We start from the raw sequence: 16,353 nt of genomic DNA, 5'->3' as shown, positions 1-16,353 counted from the left end.
ATTAAGCCCTGCATGTTAAAGTTATTACAGTAATTAATTTAATTAGGCGTACCAATGCGTTATTACCTATCTGTACTTTTTGTTTGTTTAACTTTGTTTTCGGGCATAGTGAATTCTGCTGAAAAACAACCTGCCTCACCTACAGCACAACAAGAGCAACAAGCCCTTCAACAACTTAAAGAGCCTATGTATAAACCGCTAATGGAGCGCTACATACTCGACGAGCTAAAAGCGGTTAGGCAAGATCAACAAAAACTCCGTGAAGATGTAACTAAACAGGTAACCCATGCTCAGCTTGATACTGCTGACCGCGCATTAACGTACACTACCGATACTATTAATAATGTATTTTTTATAATCACCGCTACGGCTTCTATTTTGGTTTTAGTGGGCTGGAACTCACTACGCGATGTTAAAAACAAAGTAGAAGACATTGTAAATACACGTGTGAGTGTAATTACAGACGAGTATGAAGACCGATTAAAAATTCTTGAAGAAAAACTACGTGTACGATCTGAGGAAATACTCAGTAACCAAGAGCGCATATCGGTGACTAACGAAGTTCATTCGCTGTGGATGCGCGCCAACCTAGAAAGTGATTTTGCTAATAAGATTGAAATTTTTGATGAAATACTTAATCGCAAACCAGAAGATGTGGAAGCCATTGCTTATAAAGCCGATGCATTACTAGAAATTAATGAAACAGCACAAGCCATTGAGCTGTGTAATCAAGCTATTGATATAGACAGTGATTACGGTTATGCCTATTGGCAACGCGCATGTGCTTATGCACTAACACATAAGCATGCTGATGCCTTAGCCGACATTAAAATGGCACTTGAATACTCTCCAAACTTACGTAATGAGCTATTACATGAGAGCGCATTTGCAAGCCTACATGACAACGACAGCTTTAATACGATAGTAGCGGGTGAGATTGTTTAAGCACTCAGTATTTGGCCTGTATGATTAGGCGTAACACCATAAAAAAGGGCTTTGGCCCTTTTTTTTGTTTTTAAAGGTTAAGTTTGTTGTGTAATTAAGTAATTAGAAGCTTCGCTTCTCGCGCGAGCAAGCTCTGCGCCTACGTGGAAAACTTAACACTGTAGTTAGAATTTACTTGTAGACGCGCTGCTTGCAGGCGTTTAAAAACATAATTTTTAGGATGGGTGATTAAGTAATTAGAAGCTTCGCTTCTCGCGCGAGCAAGCTCTGCGCCTACCTGGAAAACTTAACACTATGGTTAAAATTCACTTGTAGACGCGCTGCTTGCAGGCGTTTAAAAACGTAGTTTTTAGGATGGGTGATTAAGTAATTAGAAGCTTCGCTTCTCGCGCGAGCAAGCTCTGCGCCTACGTGGAAAACTTAACGCGGTGGTTAAAACTCACTTGTAGACGCGCTGCTTGAGGCGTTTAAAAACATAGTTTTTAGGATGGGTGATTAGGTAATTAGAAGCTTCGCTTCTCGCGCGAGCAAGCTCTGCGCCTACGTGGAAAACTTAACGCGGTGGTTAAAATTTACTTGAAGACGCGGTGCTTGCAGGCGTTTAAAAACATAGTTTTTAGATGGCAGGATTAAGTAATTTGGGGCTGCTGCTCATTTTCTTCAGGCATAAAAAAAGCCGCATAAAATGCGGCTTTGGAGGTTTAGTCTCACTTCACTTTGGGCGTGTCTCCAAAACTTAGTGAATACGTTACCAAGGAACTGTTTTATTGATTAGATAGACTCTAATGCAATTTTAACCATTTCATTAAACGTACTTTGACGCTCATCAGCAGGTGTTGCTTCGCCGGTGATTACGTGGTCACTTACTGTAAATAATGCCATTGCGTTTGCGCCGTATTCAGCTGCAACGCCATATAAACCGGCTGTTTCCATATCTACTGCTAGCATGCCTAACTTGTCTAAGTCTTTATAGAACGAGTCATCTGCTTGATAGAATGTGTCGGTTGTGAATACGTTACCTACTTTTGCTTTAATGCCTAGCTCTTTAGCAGCGTTTACGCCGTTTAAAAGCAAGTCAAAGTTAGCAATAGCAGAAAAATCGTAGCCACGTACGCGTGCACGGTTTACGTTTGAATCTGTGCTTGCACCTTGTGCAAAAATTACGTCACGAATTTTGATATCTGTGCCAATACCGCCACACGTACCAATACGTATAATATTTTTAACGCCAAAGCTTACAATTAGCTCACGTGCATAAATAGACATTGATGGAATGCCCATGCCTGAACCCATGATACTTACTGGCTTACCTTTGTAAGTGCCAGTGAAACCGTACATGTTACGAACGCCGGTAACTTGTACTGCATCATCTAAAAAGTTTTCAGCAATATATTGCGCACGTAGCGGATCGCCTGGCATTAATACTGTTTCGGCGAAATCACCAACGTTTGCACTGATATGCGGAGTACTCATTAATTGTTTTCCTTTTTATTTGGCGTTTTTAGCTCATTTAAAAAGCTGTCGCCGTAATCAAGCGCAGATAAGCTAAACCACTGTGCCAGTGTTTGGCCTATATCTGCAAAGCTATTGCGTTCACCTAATGGTGTGTTACTCATACCTGCTTGGTATGCAATAACAGGTACGTATTCACGAGTGTGCTCAGAACCTGGAAAGGTTGGGTCACAGCCATGATCTGCAGTGATCATTAATACGTCATCTGCTTTTAACTGATTTAGTATAGTTGGTAAATAGTCATCAAATTCTTTTAATGCTTTTGCGTATCCTACCGGATTACGACGATGACCAAATTTTTCATCAAAATCAACTAGGTTAGTAAAGATTAAGCTACGATCTGGCGCGCTTTCCATTACTTCGCTGGTTTTTTCTAGCAAGTTCATAAGCCCAGGTGCTTTGTGCTTTTGGGTTATGCCCTGATGCGCGTAAATATCTGAAATTTTACCAATACTAATTACTTCGCCGCCGTCTTTTGCTAGCACATCTAGCAATGTTGGTGCTGGCGGAAGTACTGAATAGTCACGACGATTACCCGTTCGGGCAAAGTCTTGGCTATTTGAACCCAAAAATGGCCGCGCAATCACTCGTCCTATATTCATTTCATCAAGTAGCGCCCGTGCGATTTCGCAAACTTGATAAAGCTTCTCTAGGCCGAATGACTCTTCATGCGCGGCTATTTGAAACACGCTATCAGCTGAGGTGTAACAGATTGGTTTACCTGTTTTTACGTGCTCTTCACCTAGCTGTTCTAAAATGGTAGTTCCTGATGCATGGCAATTGCCTAAAATGCCAGAAATACCTGTACGAGCTATAAACTCGTCTATAAATTCTTGTGGGAAACTTGGCTGTGTTTTTGGGAAATATCCCCAATCAAATAACACTGGTACGCCTGCCATTTCCCAATGACCAGATGGCGTGTCTTTTCCGCTAGAGATTTCTTTAGCGTAACCCCATGCACCTTCTGGTGCTTGGCGGTTTGAAATTAAACACGGTTCGCCACCGGCAGCTTCACATGCGTCTACTAATCCTAATTTAGATAAATTAGGAAGCGACAGTGCACTGCCTGTTTCGTCGTAATATGCTTTTAGTAAGTGAGCGAATGTATTAGCCCCAAGATCGCCGAATTTATCTGCATCTGGTGCTGCACCGATTCCTAGGCTATCTGCCATTAAAATAATTGCTCTTGTCATTTTGACCTCACTTTGATTCTAGGTGGTTACTTTATCCGCTGATCGAATTTTCCGTACAGGACAAAAGTCCTGTTTCATAAAACCTAAACATTATAAATTTGCACTCTTGAGCGAAGCAAAAGAGATTAATCGTGTCTTTTTTGCTATTGTGATCTACCAACAATATATCTTTCTGTGTGGATGAGAACTTTAGTGACACGAACTACTATTATAGCTATTGCAGGCGCGTCTGCGTCGGGCAAATCTCTTTTTAGCCAAACTATATACAATGAATTGGTTAATGAGCTTGAACCAGGCGCTATCGCCATTATTGAAGAAGATGCTTATTACAAGGATCAGTCGCATTTGCCTATGGCTCATCGTACGCAAACAAATTACGACCATCCAGATGCATTTGAACACGCGTTGATGCTTGAGCATTTAACACAACTTCGTTGTGGTAACTCAGTAGAAGTACCAACGTATGATTATGCACAGCATACGCGTAGTGCAACCACACGCCGAGTGCCTGCTGCTAAAATACTGATTGTTGAAGGTATTTTACTATTGAGTGACAAAGCGCTTAATAAAGAATTTGATATTAAGGTGTTTATAGATACACCTTTAGATATTTGTTTAATGCGTCGTATGCAACGTGATATGGAGCAACGAGGCAGAACATTACAATCTGTTGTTGAGCAGTATCAAGCAACTGTTAGACCGATGTTTTATCAATTTATTGAGCCTTCGAAGCATAACGCTGATTTAGTTGTGACTCGGGGCGGCATGAACCGCGTTGCGATTGATATAATAAAAAGTAAAATTAAATATTTACTACAAGAATAACAACGGGAAACATTTGTATGACAACATTTATGAGCTTAGTGGGCATGTGTGTGCTACTAAGCATTGCCTTTGCTGCGTCAACTAATCGCAAGGCAATTAATTTAAGAACCGTTGGTATAGCGTTTGCGATGCAAGTTGTTATTGGCGGTTTTGTTCTGTTTTTCGAAGCAGGAAAAAATGTGTTAACGAGTATGTCATCAGCCGTTTCGTCGGTTATTGGTTATGCTAATGATGGTATTGGGTTTTTATTTGGTCCACTTGCCTCACAAGACACATTAGGTTTTATTTTTGCAATTCAAGTTTTGCCCGTTATCGTGTTTTTCTCAGCACTTGTTGCTGTGTTATATCACCTTGGCATTATGGATTGGATAATTAGGATTTTAGGCGGCGGTTTACAAAAATTATTGAAAACCTCTCGCACAGAATCGCTTTCAGCAACGGCAAATATTTTTGTAGGCCAAACTGAAGCTCCGTTAATAGTTAAGCCATTTATAGCAACGATGACAAAATCAGAATTGTTTGCAGTGATGGTAGGTGGCTTAGCCACTGTAGCAGGCTCTGTAATGGCCGGTTACGTAATTATTGGCGTAGATCTTAAGTATCTTATTGCAGCAAGCTTTATGGCTGCACCAGGTGGTTTTTTAATGGCCAAGATGATTGTGCCAGAAACTGAAACTCCTAAAGATAACTTAGCTGATTTAGATTTAGATGACGAAGATAAGCCTGTAAATGTAATTGATGCAGCAGCATCAGGTGCAGCAAACGGTATGCATTTAGCACTTAATGTAGGTGCAATGCTACTTGCTTTTGTAGCGCTAATTGCACTATTAAATGGTTTATTAGGCGGTATTGGCGGGTGGTTTGATTACCCAACATTAACGCTTCAAGAAATATTAGGTTATGTATTTGCTCCAGTTGCATGGTTACTAGGTGTGCCATGGGATGAAGCGATTATAGCCGGCAGCTTTATTGGTCAAAAGATAGTAGTAAACGAGTTTGTTGCTTACTTAGACTTTATAAATTATCGCGATACGTTAAGTGCGCACACACAAGCAATTGTTACTTTTGCTTTATGTGGCTTTGCTAACTTATCATCGATAGCCATTTTACTAGGTGGGTTAGGCGGTATGGCGCCTAGCAGGCGGAAGGATATCGCACGCTTAGGGCTCAGAGCAGTGTTAGCAGGATCTATGGCTAACCTTATGAGCGCAGCAATTGCTGGGTTTTTCCTCTCGCTAGCTTAGAAACTTATTGAGATGAACACCGGTGTTGCAAAACAAGAGGATAGCGCTTTAAGGGGTTAAAGCTCTATCTGACTTGAACGATACTTCACCAAGGGCCGCAAGGCCCTTTTATCGTTTTAGAGCATAGTTTTTTAGCTTCAATTACTTCAGACCTCAAGCCGTTTACCTATCTAGCCTCCTTTATAGTTGTACATAACTCAAATAAACCAATATCTTAGTAACACGTTCACATAAATATTTTTTGTATTTTTCATATTTTCAGCCACACTTATATTACTTAAGCTAACCGAATGACGATTCGCTATTGTGAAATATATTCTTTATTCCCTTCTTTTTACTTGTTCCGTGTATATTCAAGCAAAGGACACTCTGCTTGTTGTAACTGAGTTAGCGCCACCAAACCAAGTATTAATTAAGGGCGAAGTTGCAGGTGAAGGTACTCAATTTATTAGGGATATATTTGCTGAGGCAGATCTCACACCTAACATTCAAATGTATCCTTGGGCACGTGCTTATAAAATTGCAGATGAGTTAAAAAATACCTTTATATACAGCCTTGCACGCACTGTAGAGCGAGAAAATAAATTTTATTGGATTGGACCAGTTGGACGATTTGAGCTGGGCTTTATCGGCCTATCAGAGCGAAATGATCTTATTATAAATAATACTGAACAAGCAAAAGTGTATAAAATTGCAATGCAACGCAATGACTTTTCAACACAAACCCTTACGAAACTTGGATTTGAAGCTGTTTTAACCTCTGACATTCAAAAATCATACTCTTTACTATTAGCTAAAAAAGTAGATTTAATTGTAGACGATCCATTATATATGCAGCAGATGAGCGACTATCTAAAGCTCAAACCAGCACACTTAAGGTTCATTTATAAAATAGATGAGCTAACAATTGATGCTTATTTAGCTGCGAATAAAAAAACAGATATGCGTTTAGTTGAAGCACTACAAGCTGCCTTTTTAAAAGTAAAAAAAGATAAAAGGCTACCTTACGAAAGGTAAATTAATAATAGTGGGGTATTTATAAGCAGCAAAGTCACCTTTCGTTTTTAACTTTTTATACTCATTGTTAAATCGCTTTATAATAGGTTTAGGTACCGATTAATAAATGCTATGTAATTACCAGCAAACTTAGGATGGGGTGATTTTTGCCCTTCACTACGTCATTTACTCTATATCTAAAGAGCTCTAGCTATATTATATTATAAATTCTAAGTCTAAAATTAGATCTATTTTTCTTTTTAAAACAAATCTATAAATTGTTTTTTGTCTCCATAAATCGGTAAGTTTTCACCCGTTTTAAAACCAATTTTATTTACTAATGACTCGTATATATCACCTCTTACAATTTAAAAAAAACTGCTTTGCATATTTTGGATTATCTATACTAATACCAATAAATAGAGGTTCATGCTCGGTGTTTTTAGCAATTAGAACAAGACCTAAGTGAGGGTCTTTTTGAACTAATACCAATCTGCTTATGTATGGGGTCTATTTAACGTTAAGGAAATTACGCTAGAACTAGGCAAAAATTTTTGTATCTAGTTGTTCTAAATAAAAAATTTTTAACGACGTTATAGTGCAATTTAATTCGTTAAATTGATCAAAGATTTATGCAGGTTGGTATAAATTATAAGCATGCTCCCAAAGAGGCAATTTAAACACGCTGGTTATAGCAATAGCTGTGCAAATATCTTTTACAATAGCGAGAGTAATACCAACAAGCTGATCTTTGTCGTTTTAAAATTATAAGGGAGAAATGTTCGGTATAAATTACAAGCTTAAACTCACTTGCATTAGCGCAATGGCTTAGAAGAATGACTCAGAAGAATAGAAAACAAATATTAGGTGGGGCTTAATAATAGCAATATCATTTAGCTAATTTACATTGATAATGGGCGTTGTTTGGTTTGAGTCAAATTCCAGACACAAAAAAAGCGCCTTAAGCGCTTTTTTTCATTTTACTTAAAAAGTAAAATTATACAGCTGTGATGTTATCAGCTTGTGGACCTTTTTGACCTTGTGAAAGAGTAAACTCTACACGTTGGCCTTCAGCTAAAGTTTTGAAACCTTCGCTTTTGATTGCTGAGAAATGTGCGAAAACGTCTGGGCCATTTTCTTGCTCGATGAAACCAAAACCTTTAGACTCGTTAAACCACTTAACTGTACCTGATACGATGTTAGACATTGTAATATCCTGAAATAAAAATAAAAATATGCTCATAAGAGCGGGTGTAGCAAAAAATGAGATGGTACTTTAAAAACTTCAGGACGGAACTACAAGTATTACTTATATCGAAATGGAGATTTATAGCTTACATGCTTTCTTTCTAGCTGCGACCCACTATATAGAGTTTAAATAATATGTCAAGTACCTATCTATAATCAGAATGATAACAACCAAAACAGCTTTTATTTATTATTAAAATTCAAATTCTAATGCGAGCCTAAAACTATGGTTTTTTTCTGATTGGCTTATCTCAGTGATGAAACCTGCTTCCCACTTTAATTGCTTTTGCCCATCAAAGCGCTGTAAACCTATAAAGCCAGGCCCTATACCAACAAAGTCCTCTCCTACGTACACCTCTATAGAAGGCTGAAAAGCAGAACGATAGCGATAGCGATATTGTGCTCTAAACTCACTTTCCCATTCATTTTTAATGTCTTGCCCCCACTCATAAACCAAAAAAGCGTTTAGTGTAAGGCTCATTTTTCCAAATTCTTTTTCGATCACAAAACCCGAAGTTGCTTCATACACATCTTCATTATGTTTTTTTTCAAGCTCAAATAATGCCCCCCAATCGGCCCATAATTTACCTTGCTCAATCAATTGCCAGCGTAGCTCAAGCTCATAAGCTTCTAAACCAAAGTCGCCGTTATCGTCTCGCTCACCAACTAAATAGCCTTCCAGTGCCATTGTATCGTTAATAGCTCCACCACCACCCAAACGCTGCGCTAGTATGTTGCCACTATCTGTTTGGTGCGACACTAATCGCCACTCAAACTCACGCTCAAAAGGCAAAACATAGGGGTGATATACCTTATCAACAACAATACCATCGGCCTTTGCTTGGATTGAGAATACCAACAAACAAAGAGCGATAAAACTAAGCGCTAAATATAGGTTGAGTGCTTTCATACACGTTCCTTAGTTATTGAAGCTGGAATTACGTAACAAAGTAATAAAAATAATACGCTGCTTGTACTATATATAAGTACACTCATTAAATCAGGAGTGGCCTCGTAACCAACCAGAGCACGCAGTACGCGGCCTAGCTCAGAGTTTTCGCTTAACAAATCACGTAAATCCCACACTGTTGAGGTGTTTGTAATTAAATCTATTTGACTTGCCAAATCCAGTGCAACTAATAACTTAGCCGCGCTATTAAAAGCAAGCAAAGTAAAAAGCGGATACATACCAAAGCGGTACTTAATTGCATTCATTAAAAAGTACAGCAATACGCTAAAACTTAAACAAATCCCAACACCTAATAAAGTGCCAATAAATAAGCTTTGCCCTGCATCATTATTTTGCCAAAAACTGGTGAGGTAAATAATATAGTGGCTTAAATACAGCGTTATTGTGCTTATAATTGCGATATAAAATGCCGCTGACTTTTGCTTTAGTGCAAAAACCAATACAGCAATAAATATAGTGATACATAGCCCTATTTGTGAGTACTCTAACCCTTGGTGTTCAAACCACTGGCTCACCCACGACGCACTTTGCATGTACAAAAACGACATTACCGCGCCTATTACTAAAGCAGACCCTATTTGCAAAGAGCTCTGTTTTTTAACTACTTGTAGTAGCACTAATAAAATAGCCACCGGTAGTAATTGATTAAGGCTCATGACTAAACTAGTTATTAGCATGCTGCGCCCCTTCATCGCTAACTATTACAACGCCCCTTGCTGTATTGGGCGAAAACTCACCAAAAAATTCGTAATGCCCTTTACTTAGCGGTCCTATATAAATAATGCTTTTACGATTTGGGTAGAGTACTTTTTCTCTGTTTAGATCAAAGCTATCAAACTCTTCTGGTGTACTGTCTTGGTTTTCTATCAATAGTTTTACTTTTTTGTTTGCGGGAATAATTATTTGCGAGGGGTAAAACAAATGATCTTTTAAAATAATAAGATACTCTTTACTCGCCGCGTTAAACGACAAAAATAGCAAACAACAAAGGCAGTGATTAAATAAACGTTTAGTCACTTTTTACTCCTGTAAAAGTAACCTTAACGGTTAGTCCGCCTAAAGAGCTATTCGCTAAATAAATACTTGCGCCATAAATAGCAATTATGTGTTGGACAATCGCCATACCTAAACCCGCACCTTGCTCGCCTGATGGATGTTGATCGCCACCCACGCGATAAAAGCGATTGAATATTCGCTCTTTTTGCTCTTCAGTCATGCCCGCACCAGAATCATCAATTTGCCAACTAAAGCTGTTATTATTTGATGCTAGTTTAATTATTATTTGACCATTATTGGGTGTGTATTTTATGGCATTGCTAAGTAAATTAGCGATGAGTGTGGTTAATGTAAACTCATCACCATTAATTACAAAATCATCACCTTCGAGGCTAATCGTTTGGTTTTTTTCATCTATTTTGTCGTATTGCTCCGATACGACTTGCTGAGTAATCGCTAGCAATGACTGTTCACTAAACTGCTTTTGCCATTGCTCAGGCTGAGTGCGCCCTAAAATTAGCATTTGTTCAACAATATTACTTAAGCGATTAATGCCCTGCGACATAGCTTGTAATTCTTGATGGTTTTGCGAGTTACTTTGTTTATTAGCCAAATTATGTACATTAATTTTTAAGCTACTGAGCGGGGTACGTAATTCGTGAGCTGCATCTGAGGCAAAAAAACGCTCTCGTAAGTAAGCGGTTTCTACTCGTTTAAATAAATCGTTTAAACGATTAATAACAGGTTTAATTTCTTCATCGGTTACCTGCCAGTTAATTGGCGTAAAGTCGTTTGCTTGGCGAGTAGCCAGCTGCTTAGATAGTCGGGTAAGAGGGGCTAATGCGTATTTAACGAAAAAACTTATAAAAATAGCAAGCAGAGGGACAGCCCATAGCATAGGTAACATTGCAGATAAAATAACGGCTTCAGCTAATTCAAACCGCTTTGCCATAGGCTCAGCAACGATGACTTTACGGGTATTTTTTCTCATCACAAACACTCGCATACGCTGCCCTGCTACATTGGCAGTTTGAAAGCCCTCGCTAAAACTAATTTGGTTATTCTTTAAACTCGATGAGCCACTAAGTAAACTATTATTTTGCCAAATTTGATACAACAACTGAGCACTATTATTGCTTACTTGTACTGCATTTTTGCTTAGTGCTAATGGTTGCTCAATTAAAACGCCAGCCACTATTTTAAGTTCATTATCAAGCAAGTTTTCGCCGTGGAGCATGCTTTTTTGATAGCCTTTTACTAATGCTAAAAAAAAAGTAAGCACCATCATTGAAAGTAAAATTAAGGTCAGACGTTTACGAATAGACATTTTCAACCTCGAAAGATAAACACACCCTAACGCTTACCAACCACGTAGCCAATGCCACGTAAGGTTTTAATAAAATCGCTAGGGAACTTTTTACGAAGATGATGAATATGCACCTCTATGGCATTAGAGCCGACTTCTTCACCCCATTGGTAAAGTTTGTTTTCGAGTTGTTGTTTTGATTGCACCCTTCCCTGATTTTCCATCAGCGCTTTTAAAAGCATGTATTCTTTTCGTGGTAGTGTAAGTGATTGCCCACTTAGTGCAACTGTATGAGCAGAGGTATCCATTACTACATCACCACAGCGCAATAAGCTTGATTGTGTTTGGTTAATGCGCCGGCTTGCTACACGTAATCGAGCAAATAACTCAGCAGGATCAAACGGCTTTGCAAGGTAATCGTCTGCTCCCATATCTAGCCCTTGGACTTTGTCATCAATACTGCCGCGAGCAGTTAAAATAACCACCGGAATAACTTTTTTTTGTGCTTTAATATGCTTTAAAACTTGCGAGCCGTCGCCATCAGGTAATCCTAAATCGAGAATAACAAGCTCAATCTCACCACTAGAAAGGTACTCTAAGGCGTGCTTAACTGTGCCACTATGCTCTACGCTGTAGCCCTCTTGACGCAAAGAGCGAATAAGCCCTTGCGCCACTAAATGATCGTCCTCAACGAGTAATAAATGCATTATGTGTTTATCTTTTTAGTTTTTTATCTACTTTTGCCAATAGCTGACTTATTGCTTGTTGGCGATACTCATCTGCTTTTGCACGAGTATCCCGAATGCCCGCTGCTTGTGCTACAAGTAGTCGTGCTTTAGCTTGTTTATAATCGCCTTCGTCATACAAATATTCACCGTATAAGTAATTAGTATCAATGCCTTCGAGATTAAAAGCGAGGGCTTGTTTAAATAATTTTTCAGCTTTGTCGTCATCACCAAAACCAATTGGCCAACCAGGTACTTTGCTATAAAGCGTTGCAAGACTTGCGTAAGCGGAGCCATTTAATGCTGTACCATCAATTGAGAGTGCATTTTCAAGTGACGCTTTAGCTTCTTTTGCTAAACCAAGTGCGCCCAAGCCACCTTTTGCGCCTGCAAAGCTGGCTAACACAATGCCATTCCAAATGTGTGGTTGTGCCGAGTCTGGATAGTTTTTAACAAATAACGCGCTTTGCTCACTTAGTTGTGTAAACGCATCTATTTGCGCATCATCTTCAAGTTCATAGTTAGCAATTGCCCACTTTTGTTGAATAGAGGTTAAGTCTTGTGTTTCATCTGCGTTTACTGCAGTTGTAAATACAGTTGTAAATACAGTTGTTAGTATTAGAGATAATGCTAGGGTAAATTTATACATAATCTTGTCCTCGTGTGTTTGTTAACTTAAAAAGTGTTTAATTTTAGGAAGTTGTTTTGCAATAGCGTTATCAACAACGCTTGGGAATGCGCCATTAATACGTGCAAATAATTTCTCAGGAAAACCAATAAAACGCCTTGTTTGATTCGAATTTATAAGTGCTAATAACTCTTGAGCAACTAATTCTGGCGAGTCCATTTTATTACCGAGCTCTTTATTCATTGCCCGCGCTTTACTGCTATTAATAGATGTATCTGTCGCTCTTGGTGCTAAATAGGTCACTTTAACACCTGAGCCGTTAAGCTCACGCGAGAGCGCCTCTGTAAAACCACGTAAACCAAATTTACTGGCGCAATAAAGTGTTTGAAACGGGTAACCAATACTGCCAAACGATGATCCCACGTTAACAATGGTGCCTTTGGTATACGCTAACTGCCCTAAAAATAGCTGGCATAATTTAATAGGCACCGACAAATTAGTAGTAAGCATATTATCTATTTGCTCATTACTTGTGTGCTCAAGGCTTTGCATTGTATTTATACCGGCATTGTTAATAAGTAACCTAACGCCACCGAGTTGCTTGGCTTTTATTGCTAAGTTAATGCGTGTTGTATCGTCGGTTAAGTCGCCTGTAAATATTTCACTGTCTGGGCATTCACGGCTCAGTTTTTCAAGGTCTTGCGTATTACGTCCTACAAGCAGTAACTTCCACCCTTTTGCATATAGGGCTTTAGCAATCGCTTGCCCTATTCCGCCTGTTGCACCAGTTAGCACACATAAAGCGCTACTCATGACAATTTGCCTTGTGCGCTTGCTTTAAAAAACGGTTCGTCATCGAGCCCACGAAATATATCGCCGTATAAACGATAAAAGCACTTTGCACCATGGAGTATGGCTTGTTGATCCGCCTCATTTGTTATTTGGTTCATTAGGTTTTCAAAAAACTTTACATGCTCTATATCAAGTGCCCCATGAGAGGTTAAATAACTAAATGCTTTTTTAGATAAGCCCACAGCACTTGCAATATTTGAAGCCGCGCCATCAGCAAGCGCTATAGAAGTGCCTTCAAGCACATGCACCATGCCAAAAAAGCTCAACGGGTTTTTACGTGCAATGGAGTCGTACGCATACGACACCATCATTTCGGTAGCAAATTGCGGCTGACTACACCTTACTGTTTCTTTGTCAAAACCACAGGCTGCAATATCATTAAGTACCCACTCTTGATGGCCAATCTCTTCTTCAATGTATTCTGCGACGGCTTCGCGCAACCATTCTTGTTCGTCGGTTAATCGTGCACCAACCGACATCATTAATGGCACAGTGTGCTTAACATGGTGATACGCTTGCGCTAAAAACGAAGCGTATTCTTCAAGTGATGCTTCACCTTTAAAAACACGCTGAATAATAGGCGCTGCAAGCAGGTAGTTTTGCTCTTGTTTAGTTTGCTCTTTAAGGGTGTTAAAAAAATCACTCATTAATTACTTCTCCAAGTCGGTAAAATTGCTCAAACACAGCATGGTACTGCTTACTTATGGCATCTCGTTTTGGGCGATTATTTGTTGTTAATAATCCTTGTTGCACACTTAATGGGGCAGTTAAACGATGCCACTTTTGAATTCGTGCATAGTCGGGTAGTTGTTTATTAATTGCGTTAATGTATTGAGCTAACACTGGGTCACTTAGCTTTGAATCGGCATAAATAATGGCGGTTAAAAAAGGTCGACCTTCACCAAACACAACCGCTTGTAAAATACCGCTTTGACTTAGTAATAGTGATTCAGGCCACTCAGCACTGATGTTGCGACCCATGCTGGTAATAATTAGGTTTTTTAGGCGGCCTTTAATAAATAAGGTATTTTGATGCTGCTCGACCAGATCACCGGTTGCGTACCACTGGTTTTTGTCGTGTGGCTGATGGTTTAAGTAACCTAAAAACAAATCGCCTTTTATAAAAAGCTGGCCATTTTCAATTTTGGTTTGAATATGAGGTAACACAGAACCTGCACTTTGGAGGTTATCCTTTGTGAGCGAATTTAAACTAACTACAGATGCCGCCTCAGAAAGCCCATAACCTTGGTACACCGGTAAGTTTAAGCCACGCGCTTTAACTATTAGCATTTCGCTGACACGCGCACCACCTACTGCAATAAACTGTAACGAACTAGGCAGTTGCCACCCTTGTTCAGCAAAAGCAACTAAGCATGCTAATAGTTCAGGCACTAAAATAAGCGTATTTGGCTTAACTTTATCAATAGCAGCTATAAGCTGTGCGGGCTGTTTTAATACAGTGCCAACAAAGCCTAATTCATTTAGCGGTATTAAATGCACTGTACCGCTACTTTTTAAAGGGGCATACACGCCGGCTATATTTTCAAGCAATACAGCAAGCGACAATAAACACAAATGAACAGGCTTTTTAATATTAATTTTATCGCACAGAGATTGAGCTACCTGCATTTGGCTTTTTGCAGATAAACACACGCCTTTTGGTTGCCCAGTCGATCCTGATGTAAACGTTACTTTTTGAGTTTCTGGAAAATAACTGACGGGTTTAGCTACAACGATTTCGTAAATATATAATGTGTAAAACTCAAATAAAGTAATTGATGCCGTCGGCTCCCCGAGTAAAGGGTTTAGTGTGTCGCTCATAAATAAATGTGCGCCGCATTGCGCTAGTACATATTGAGTTTGTTGTTCACTAAAAAAGTGAGCAATTGGCACAGCCACTTTATTAGAAACCGCAGTAGCGGCATCAATAACAAGCCAAGCTGGCGTATTATCGAGCTTATAAGCGACACATTTGCCGTTAAAGCTTTGTAGAATTTTTACTACTTTTTGTATTTGCTGGTTAAACTCATCACTGTGAATTTCAAGTGTTTGCTCTTTATTATGCGCAATAATTAATGGCGATACTGAATGTGTATTATAGTAATTCATACATTCACCAATGCATTTACCAAAGAATTGATATTTGAGTGGTTTTGCTGCATCAAACTATAAAGCATTGGGGTATTTAGTACTTGTTGGTGAGCTTGCTCTAGGCTCACAATGCATACTGTTGGTTGGTTGGCGTAATAGCTGCCCCACTTTAATGGGTTCTCAACTACAAAACTGCTAGCAAGTGCAATTTCAGGACACATAACACCAAGTAAGCGCAATAAAGCACGCACTTTACTGGTTGCACAAAACACTAAATGTTTTGCTCCCACACTTTGCAGAGCTTCGTTAACAATAATAAAATGTGCAAGTGTTGCCCTTCGATTTGTAGAGCAAAGATTACCAAGTTCAAAAATTTTATTACGAGAAATACTCTCATCTAAAAAATCTTCAACGGGTGATGCTAAATATTGCTCAATAAACAATGGCGAAGTTGCTTGCCTTAGCCCTAAGGTGCATTTTCCTTGCTCGGTAACGTATTGGCAAAGTAGTGGCATAAACGAAGTAAGCTTAGCGTTATACGCAACTAAAAAACCTTCTTTTACTGTATTTTCGAGATTTTTTCGATGCACATCATCAATACGAGCACTAATAAACTGACAGTTATTTTGTGTTAAACCTAATGATGTAGAACTGTGGGCTAATTGCATAAGCTCGCTCATTTAAACCTGTTTATATTTCAGGGTTTAAATTTAACGAGTGAAACTTAAAGAAAACTTAAGAAAAAATTAATTTAAATAAAAAAGCGTCTTAAGTGTTAAATCGCGAGGGCGTGTTAAATAGATCAACACGCCCTAACTAACA

Annotated in this window: 17 protein-coding genes; 4 read left to right on the top strand and 13 right to left on the bottom strand. The window is 39.0% G+C overall.

What is annotated here, in order from left to right; all coding sequences use genetic code 11:
- Positions 1–54 precede the first annotated feature (54 nt).
- Complete coding sequence (locus BW142_RS11595) at positions 55–945, top strand: tetratricopeptide repeat protein (RefSeq protein WP_076924928.1); 891 nt, start codon at positions 55–57, stop codon at positions 943–945.
- A gap of 771 nt (positions 946–1,716) precedes the next feature.
- On the opposite strand, the gene deoD is transcribed toward BW142_RS11595, so the two are convergent.
- Entirely contained in the window at positions 1,717–2,418 is a 702-nt protein-coding gene (gene deoD, locus BW142_RS11590) for a purine-nucleoside phosphorylase (protein ID WP_076924927.1), read from the bottom strand.
- A complete protein-coding gene (locus BW142_RS11585) occupies positions 2,418–3,650 on the bottom strand; it encodes a phosphopentomutase (protein WP_076924926.1) in 1,233 nt (410 codons plus the stop codon). The genes deoD and BW142_RS11585 overlap by 1 nt, the downstream gene beginning before the upstream one ends.
- Positions 3,651–3,842: 192 nt before the next feature.
- On the opposite strand from BW142_RS11585, the gene udk reads away from it, so the two are divergent.
- The 3 genes from udk to BW142_RS11570 all read left to right on the top strand — a co-directional run bounded on the left by udk (position 3,843) and on the right by BW142_RS11570 (position 6,736).
- A complete protein-coding gene (gene udk / locus BW142_RS11580; RefSeq protein WP_007583533.1) occupies positions 3,843–4,475 on the top strand; it encodes a uridine kinase in 633 nt (210 codons plus the stop codon).
- Positions 4,476–4,492: 17 nt separating this feature from the next.
- The gene (locus tag BW142_RS11575) at positions 4,493–5,719 is read left to right on the top strand and encodes a NupC/NupG family nucleoside CNT transporter (RefSeq protein ID WP_024599426.1); all 1,227 of its coding nucleotides are present in this window, start codon (positions 4,493–4,495) and stop codon (positions 5,717–5,719) included.
- Positions 5,720–6,025: 306 nt separating this feature from the next.
- The gene (locus BW142_RS11570; protein ID WP_083707578.1) at positions 6,026–6,736 is read left to right on the top strand and encodes a transporter substrate-binding domain-containing protein; all 711 of its coding nucleotides are present in this window, start codon (positions 6,026–6,028) and stop codon (positions 6,734–6,736) included.
- A gap of 976 nt (positions 6,737–7,712) precedes the next feature.
- Here BW142_RS11570 and BW142_RS11565 read toward each other — a convergent pair.
- The 11 genes from BW142_RS11565 to BW142_RS11515 form a co-directional block, all read right to left on the bottom strand.
- Complete coding sequence (locus tag BW142_RS11565) at positions 7,713–7,922, bottom strand: cold-shock protein (protein ID WP_002959120.1); 210 nt, start codon at positions 7,920–7,922, stop codon at positions 7,713–7,715.
- Between the two features lie 234 nt (positions 7,923–8,156).
- Positions 8,157–8,873, bottom strand: coding sequence for a hypothetical protein (locus tag BW142_RS11560; RefSeq protein ID WP_076924924.1), 717 nt, complete (start codon positions 8,871–8,873; stop codon positions 8,157–8,159).
- Positions 8,870–9,610: an iron transporter gene (locus BW142_RS11555; RefSeq protein WP_076924923.1), complete on the bottom strand. Its 741-nt coding sequence runs from the start codon at positions 9,608–9,610 to the stop codon at positions 8,870–8,872. The genes BW142_RS11560 and BW142_RS11555 overlap by 4 nt, the downstream gene beginning before the upstream one ends.
- On the bottom strand, positions 9,597–9,950 hold the full coding sequence (locus BW142_RS11550; RefSeq protein WP_024599430.1) for a cupredoxin domain-containing protein: 354 nt from the start codon (positions 9,948–9,950) through the stop codon (positions 9,597–9,599). The genes BW142_RS11555 and BW142_RS11550 overlap by 14 nt, the downstream gene beginning before the upstream one ends.
- Positions 9,943–11,256, bottom strand: coding sequence for an ATP-binding protein (locus BW142_RS11545; RefSeq protein WP_076924922.1), 1,314 nt, complete (start codon positions 11,254–11,256; stop codon positions 9,943–9,945). Before BW142_RS11545 ends, BW142_RS11550 begins: the two co-directional genes overlap by 8 nt.
- A 26-nt stretch (positions 11,257–11,282) precedes the next feature.
- Complete coding sequence (locus BW142_RS11540) at positions 11,283–11,942, bottom strand: response regulator transcription factor (protein ID WP_076924921.1); 660 nt, start codon at positions 11,940–11,942, stop codon at positions 11,283–11,285.
- 7 nt (positions 11,943–11,949) lie between these two features.
- Positions 11,950–12,609: a hypothetical protein gene (locus BW142_RS11535; RefSeq protein ID WP_076924920.1), complete on the bottom strand. Its 660-nt coding sequence runs from the start codon at positions 12,607–12,609 to the stop codon at positions 11,950–11,952.
- 21 nt (positions 12,610–12,630) lie between these two features.
- Complete coding sequence (locus BW142_RS11530; RefSeq protein ID WP_076924919.1) at positions 12,631–13,401, bottom strand: SDR family oxidoreductase; 771 nt, start codon at positions 13,399–13,401, stop codon at positions 12,631–12,633.
- Positions 13,398–14,087 carry an iron-containing redox enzyme family protein gene (locus tag BW142_RS11525; RefSeq protein WP_076924918.1) on the bottom strand — a complete coding sequence of 230 codons (690 nt, stop codon included), beginning with the start codon at positions 14,085–14,087 and terminating at the stop codon, positions 13,398–13,400. Before BW142_RS11525 ends, BW142_RS11530 begins: the two co-directional genes overlap by 4 nt.
- Positions 14,080–15,549 carry an AMP-binding protein gene (locus BW142_RS11520; RefSeq protein WP_076924917.1) on the bottom strand — a complete coding sequence of 490 codons (1,470 nt, stop codon included), beginning with the start codon at positions 15,547–15,549 and terminating at the stop codon, positions 14,080–14,082. The genes BW142_RS11525 and BW142_RS11520 overlap by 8 nt, the downstream gene beginning before the upstream one ends.
- Entirely contained in the window at positions 15,546–16,199 is a 654-nt protein-coding gene (locus BW142_RS11515) for a thermostable hemolysin (protein WP_076925003.1), read from the bottom strand. Before BW142_RS11515 ends, BW142_RS11520 begins: the two co-directional genes overlap by 4 nt.
- Positions 16,200–16,353 lie beyond the last annotated feature (154 nt).

Source organism: Pseudoalteromonas sp. EB27 (assembly GCF_001974875.1).
Lineage (GTDB): Bacteria > Pseudomonadota > Gammaproteobacteria > Enterobacterales > Alteromonadaceae > Pseudoalteromonas.
The sequence above is the reverse complement of the archived record's forward strand: the minus strand, read 5'-3'. Positions and strand labels throughout refer to the sequence as shown.